The sequence below is a fragment of the Selenomonas ruminantium subsp. ruminantium ATCC 12561 genome (assembly GCF_000424065.1).
Classification (GTDB): domain Bacteria; phylum Bacillota; class Negativicutes; order Selenomonadales; family Selenomonadaceae; genus Selenomonas_A; species Selenomonas_A ruminantium.
In genome coordinates, this window is sequence record NZ_AUJE01000022.1 from 61,785 (window position 1) to 67,978 (window position 6,194).

At 50.5% G+C, this 6,194-nt stretch carries 7 protein-coding genes; 1 reads left to right on the forward strand and 6 read right to left on the reverse strand.

Features of this window, described 5'->3' with window-relative positions:
* Positions 1 to 98 precede the first annotated feature (98 nt).
* Positions 99 to 869, forward strand: coding sequence for a DeoR/GlpR family DNA-binding transcription regulator (locus G598_RS0109910; RefSeq protein ID WP_245582792.1), 771 nt, complete (start codon positions 99 to 101; stop codon positions 867 to 869).
* A 345-nt stretch (positions 870 to 1,214) separates the two neighbouring features.
* Here G598_RS0109910 and G598_RS0109915 read toward each other — a convergent pair whose 3' ends face one another.
* From G598_RS0109915 to G598_RS19000, 6 genes are all read right to left on the reverse strand, one after another.
* Positions 1,215 to 1,712, reverse strand: coding sequence for a 2-thiouracil desulfurase family protein (locus G598_RS0109915; protein WP_026766837.1), 498 nt, complete (start codon positions 1,710 to 1,712; stop codon positions 1,215 to 1,217).
* Positions 1,709 to 2,284, reverse strand: coding sequence for a 3'-5' exonuclease (locus tag G598_RS0109920; protein ID WP_080657007.1), 576 nt, complete (start codon positions 2,282 to 2,284; stop codon positions 1,709 to 1,711). The genes G598_RS0109915 and G598_RS0109920 overlap by 4 nt, the downstream gene beginning before the upstream one ends.
* A gap of 116 nt (positions 2,285 to 2,400) precedes the next feature.
* Positions 2,401 to 3,801 (reverse strand): NADPH-dependent glutamate synthase, encoded by a 1,401-nt coding sequence (gene gltA / locus G598_RS0109925; protein WP_026766839.1) that lies wholly within the window; start codon positions 3,799 to 3,801, stop codon positions 2,401 to 2,403.
* Between the two features lie 3 nt (positions 3,802 to 3,804).
* A complete protein-coding gene (locus tag G598_RS0109930) occupies positions 3,805 to 4,647 on the reverse strand; it encodes a sulfide/dihydroorotate dehydrogenase-like FAD/NAD-binding protein (RefSeq protein ID WP_026766840.1) in 843 nt (280 codons plus the stop codon).
* Between the two features lie 34 nt (positions 4,648 to 4,681).
* On the reverse strand, positions 4,682 to 5,425 hold the full coding sequence (locus G598_RS0109935) for a methylenetetrahydrofolate reductase (protein ID WP_026766841.1): 744 nt from the start codon (positions 5,423 to 5,425) through the stop codon (positions 4,682 to 4,684).
* 504 nt (positions 5,426 to 5,929) lie between these two features.
* Positions 5,930 to 6,194: IS3 family transposase (locus G598_RS19000; protein ID WP_026766842.1), on the reverse strand; the 265-nt coding region annotated here is incomplete at its 5' end.

Sequence of the window (6,194 nt, forward strand, 5' to 3'; positions counted from 1 at the left end):
GCTTTCTGTGCAGAAATCACAGTTTTCAGCATTTATTGTGCATTTATCATGTTATAATCGTTAATAGAACAGAAAACAAACATTTTGACATGTCAAATATGGAGGTAACAATGAATTCCCGTGAACGCCGTAACTTTCTCCTGCAGGAATTGCAGGAAGCTAAAGCCGTCTATGTCCACGAGCTGGCCCAAAGGCTCGAAGTTTCCGATATGACTATCCGCCGGGATTTGCACCGGCTGGCCGATATGAATATCGTCACGCTCGTTCATGGCGGTGCTGTCCTCAATGAAGGCACCGCCGCCCTGGCCAACGTCAGCGCCCGCTCGCTGCGCATGACCAAGGAGAAAAATGCCATTGCCGAATTCTGCGCCGGCCTGATTAAGGAAGGCAATGCCATTTACCTCGACACCGGCTCAACCAATATCGAAATCGCCGAGGAATTAAAAAATCGGCAAAATATCGCGGTACTCTCCCACTCATTGCCGATTCACAATATTCTCTCTGCCAATGACAAACTGCAGCTCATCGCCATGCCCGGATTCTACCGCAGTTCCCCCCATGGATTTTTTGGTGACCTGACCTGCCGCATGATTAAAAACTTCCGCATCGACATCGCCTTCCTGGGCATATCCTCCATCGACGCCAGCGGCATCATGTCCCCGGACTTCGACGACCAGGCCGTAAAGCTCGCCCTGTTGGAGCGCGCCAACAAGAAAGTCGTGGTCTTTGACCATACAAAAATCAATCACCTGTCCTTCATACAGGTCTGCAACCTCAAAGACATCGACATGCTGGTCACCGATAAGCAGGCTGATAAAAAATTCCTAGCCGCCGCCGAAAAACAAGGTGTAGAAATCGTACAGGTGTAACGGAACTTACGAAATTACCAGGCATGTTTGCCAGTATCCAACAAGCTGTCAATGTCCGCAAAGGCGTTCTCTATAGCCTCTGTATGATACACCCAATTAATATTAGCTCTAAAGTAGCGCAGAGCAGGCGGGGATAGCTGGCTGAAGCGTTGGCGGAGAGCGTTAAGAACGGATTTTTTGCCATACCGCTGTTCTATCGTTGAAAGTCTACTGTTTGAGCGCAGCGAGTTTTGACTTTCAACGATACTTAATTAAAGGCAAAAATCCGTTCAGCTCCCCGTCATAGCGTAAGACAGCTATCCCCGCCTGTCCTGCGCCTTGTGCCACGAATCTTAGTCATGGTAATTATATTCGGTCCCGCTTGGCATCTTCGGCGATAAGTTCTTCGAGCCTTCCCACAGTCATATCTTTTTCCGAATAGACCGTAATGCCGTGTTTCTGCAAGAGCGCCGTGGTTACCCCCTGCCCTTTGACTTTTTTGCCATCAAAGTTGCCGCCATGAATTTTCTTTACACCGCAGGAGGGGCTGCCTTCTTTAAGGATAGCCACTTTGGCATGATAGGCCTCGGCGATTTTGAGCACCTTGTCGGCGCCCGTCAGCAGGTACTGGGTAGTATCCATGCCGTTTTCGTCCACGGCTTTCGCCTTGCCTGTGAGAACCTTTTTGCCATTGCCGCCTTGAATCTCCATCGCGGGCCTTGGGCAGGGCAGCATGGCGAAACATTCGGGACAGACGGCGATAAAGCGACCCCGTTCATTGTATTTCAACAACAGCTCATGGGTGTTGGCACCCCCGCTGAATTTAACCTTATGACCCAGCAAACAGGCACTGACCAAAATCATCTTCGATACCCCTTTCTCCCAAACACACACATATTTATACTCAGTTTCTTCGCCAAGGACTCCAAAGAATCCTCTTTTAATTCCTGTCCGGCTGCCAAAGGAATTGCGGCACAGGTGCGGGCATCATCCATGGCATTATGATGGTGGAAATCAATATGCAGATGCGTGCCCACGGTATCCAGCTTGTGATTCTCCAAAAACGGCCAGGCCTTGCGGGCAATGGCTACGGTATCGCAATAAGCAAAATCCGGTGTCGGCAGGCCTTCATCCGCCAAACAGGCGCTCAAGACTCCCATATCAAATTTTGCATTATGCGCCACCACGATTTTTCCTTCCAAATGGCTTTTGAGTTCCGGCCAGATTTCGGCAAAGGTCGGCGCATTTTTGGTATCATTAGGTGTAATGCCATGAATCTGTATATTGAAGTAATTGTACTTATTCATGGGCGGCTGAATCAGCGAGTAGTATACATCCTTCATTTTGCCATCTTCCACGGCGGTGACAGCCACACTGCAGGCCGAGTTACGACAGCCCGTGGCTGTTTCAAAGTCAATGGCCGCAAAGTTCATCATAAATCAATCGTTCCTTCTTTTCTTACTTATATAACTTTCATCAATCGAATAAAAAACGGACAAATCCACCTAGGCCCAAGCCCAGGTGGATTCCCCATTATCTATTCAATTATCGCTTAGCGCTTGCTTTGCAGATATTCGTCAATGGCAGCAGCTGCCTTGCGGCCTGCGCCCATGGCGAGAATTACCGTAGCGGCACCCGTGACGATATCGCCGCCGGCAAATACACCCGGCTTGGACGTTGCCCCTGTTTCCTCGTCAGCAGCAATGTTGCCGCGCTTCGTCGTATCCAGGCCTGGCGTGGTCTGGGAAATAATCGGATTCGGACCGGTACCGATGGATACGATAACCGTTTCCACATCCAAATCAAACTCAGAACCAGCCACAGCTACCGGACGGCGGCGGCCGGATTCATCCGGCTCACCGAGTTCCATCTTGATGCAGCGCATGCCTTTAACCCAGCCGTTTTCATCCCCAAGAATTTCCACCGGGTTGTTGAGGAGCTTAAATTCAATCCCTTCCTCTTTAGCATGTTCCACTTCTTCCTTACGGGCAGGCAGTTCCGCCTCGCTGCGGCGATAGACGATATAGACCTTTTCCGCGCCCAGACGCAGCGCCGTGCGAGCCGCATCCATGGCCACGTTGCCGCCGCCGATAACAGCAACTTTCTTGCCAATCTTGATCGGCGTAGCGTATTCCGGGAACTTGTACGCCTTCATGAGGTTGCAGCGCGTCAGGAATTCATTGGCGGAATAAACGCCACTGAGGCTTTCGCCCGGAATGCCCTGGAAACGCGGCAGACCGGCACCCGTGCCGATGAATACCGCATCAAAGCCTTCTTCTTCCATGAGCTCGTCCACCGTGAACAGGCGGCCGGCTACGGAGTTGAGTTCGAACTTCACACCGAGTTTGGCGATGTTGTCGATTTCCTTCTTCACAACATCATCCTTCGGCAGACGGAATTCAGGAATGCCATAGGACAGCACGCCGCCCGCCTTGTGCAGGGCCTCAAATACCGTTACCTTGTAGCCCTTCTTGGCCAAATCACCGGCACAGGACAGGCCGGAGGGGCCGGAGCCAATAACGGCTACCTTCTGTGCATCAGCAGCATATTCAATGGGCTTTACTTCTTCATTCTTGGCCATATAGCGGTCCGCTACATAGCGTTCCAGACGGCCAATGCCGACGGATTCGCCCTTCTTGGCCAGCACGCAGTATTTTTCGCACTGGTTTTCCTGCGGGCAAACACGGCCGCAGACAGCGGGCAGCGCGTTGGCTTCCTTAATTTTTTCAATGGCGCCGTCAAAATCGCGCTCTTTAATCTTGCCGATAAATTCCGGAATATCTACGGACACCGGGCAGCCCTTGCGGCACTGCGGCACTTTGCAGTGCAGGCAGCGCTCTGCTTCGGCTACCGCCGTTTCCTCATCATAGCCCAAAGCTACTTCATCAAAGTTATGAGCGCGAACCTGCGGGTCCTGCACCGGCATTTCATGTTTCTTCAAAGACAAAGCCATCGTTTATTTCCTCCCCAAACCAATGCGGCAAATATGGTCCTTTTCCTCAGCCTCCATATCGCGATACATGCGCTGGCGGCTCATGAGTTCGGGGAAATCTACCTTGTGTGCATCAAATTCCGGGCCATCTACGCAGGCAAACTTCGTTTCATCGCCTACGGTTACACGGCAGCCGCCGCACATGCCCGTACCGTCTACCATGATGGGGTTCAGGCTGACCACCGTCGGAATGCCGAGCTCACGCGTAGCATCGGCAACGCTCTTCATCATGATAACCGGGCCGATAGCCGTAATCTGGGCAATCTTTTCGCCGCGGTTCACGAGTTCCTGCACCGCATAGGTGACAAAGCCCTTGATGCCACGGGAACCATCATCGGTCGTAATCAGGATTTCATCCGTTACCTCAGACATTTCCTTTTCCATAATCAGAATGTCCTTGGTCTTGGCACCCATGATGGCGATAACCTTGTTGCCTGCCTCTTTCATCGCACGGGCAATCGGGAAAGTCGGCGCAACACCGATACCGCCGCCCACAACAACAACCGTGCCGTCAAACTTCTTGATTTCGGACGGCTGGCCCAGAGGACCGGCAAAGTCCACAATGCTGTCGCCGGCTTCTTTTGCGGCCAGCGCCATCGTGGAGGCACCGATTACCTGGAATACGATGTTGATGATGCCTTTTTTGCGGTCGAAATTGGCGATAGTCAGAGGAATGCGCTCACCTTCCTCGTCCACCCGCAGAATGATGAACTGGCCAGCCAGACATTTCTTCGCCACGCGCGGGGCTTCGATATCCATGGAGTAAACGCTGGGCGATAACTCCTCTTTCTTCAGAATCTTAAACATGATTCACTCTCCTAAAATACACAAATAGACTTTATCAAGCAAACACGCCTGCTAAATACTCTTCCAGGTTGGTCTTGATGGGCATCAGATAGACATTGGCTTCCTGCTTATCCGCCATTTCCATGACCTGACGGGAGAAATCCACACTCCACTCCAAGGTCGGCGCAAAGTTCTTCGGGAAGATGACGTTGTTCTTGCGCTCCCAATAGCTCTGCGAAGCCGCCGTGACCACCGGCGATACGCCCCAGTACACATCAAGGCCATCGAGCATATCCATGTAGATTTCCAGCATCCGCATGTCGAAAAACGGCTGCGTGAAGAAACCTGCCGCGCCTGCCTGCACCTTGCGGCGGGTACGGTAAAGCTCATGGCGCATGGAACTTCTGTACTGGTCAATGCCCGCATAGACCTTCACTTCCGGCATTTCCTCACGGAACTTGCGGATAACGTCCGTAGATTCCGTCGGATAAACCTCATGGGTCATGCGCTGCGGCGGGTCGCCCTGCACCACAAGCACTTCCTTGATGCCCTTTTCCCGTAGATAATCCTTCATGGGCAGCTCTTTGTCCAAATCAATATCCATGGCGCGGATATGGGGCATGGACATAGGGAAATACTCCTGCGCCATCGCCGAACCTTCCCAACTGCGAATGTCAAACCGCAAGAGGTCAGGAATATTAATGACGTCAATCTTGCCTTCGTACTTCTGTAAAAGCGTAAGTTCCTCGCGCAAAGTTTCTTCATCGCGAGGAATAAGCTCCACGGATACTCGTTTCATAAGCCGCCTCCAGACTACCTGTTAATTTGTAAAGCATAATAAGCTACATGAATACTATTGTAATGTCTTTTTTATGAAAATGCAAGCATTCCGCCAGGCCGCCTTCGCTAAAAAGATTTCCCATTTCGCAAACGAAGAGGGCTGTGCAGAGGTGATTCCTCACCCTTCACAGCCCTCTCTAAAGAATGTTCATTTTACGCATTTGTACTCTCCTGCTTTGCGGATATTGCGTCTGCGGTTATGCCGGTAGCTTTTTTGATTCCATTGATTGATGTAATACCGTTTCATTTTGCTCGCCTCCCTGTTTGTTTATCTCTTTCTATCTATATATACGAACAGCATTTGCTTTCATTACTCATATTTTGTAATTTTTTTGACCAGTTCCACACATCTCCTGAAAATAATAAAAACAAGGCTATACGAAACTATGACCTGCTCCCCGTCAAGAGGACAATAAAAAAATATAAGATTTCTTTGGTCGACAGATTTGTCTGTCGGCCTTTTTTATGCGGCTAAATACAAGGTGTGTTTCTCTATTGGTGTTAAGATACCAAGGTTACGTTGCACACGCTTGTGGTTGTAATAATGAATGTATGCTTCAATCGAACGCATAAGTTCACACTTGCTGGTAAAACGTCTGCCGTAGTACATCTCCCGCTTAAGGATGCCCCAGAATCCTTCCATAGGCCCGTTGTCAATGCAGTGGGCTACGCGGGACATGCTTTGTGTCATTCCCTGTTTTTCCAGTTTGTGGTGGAAATTCCTGTTC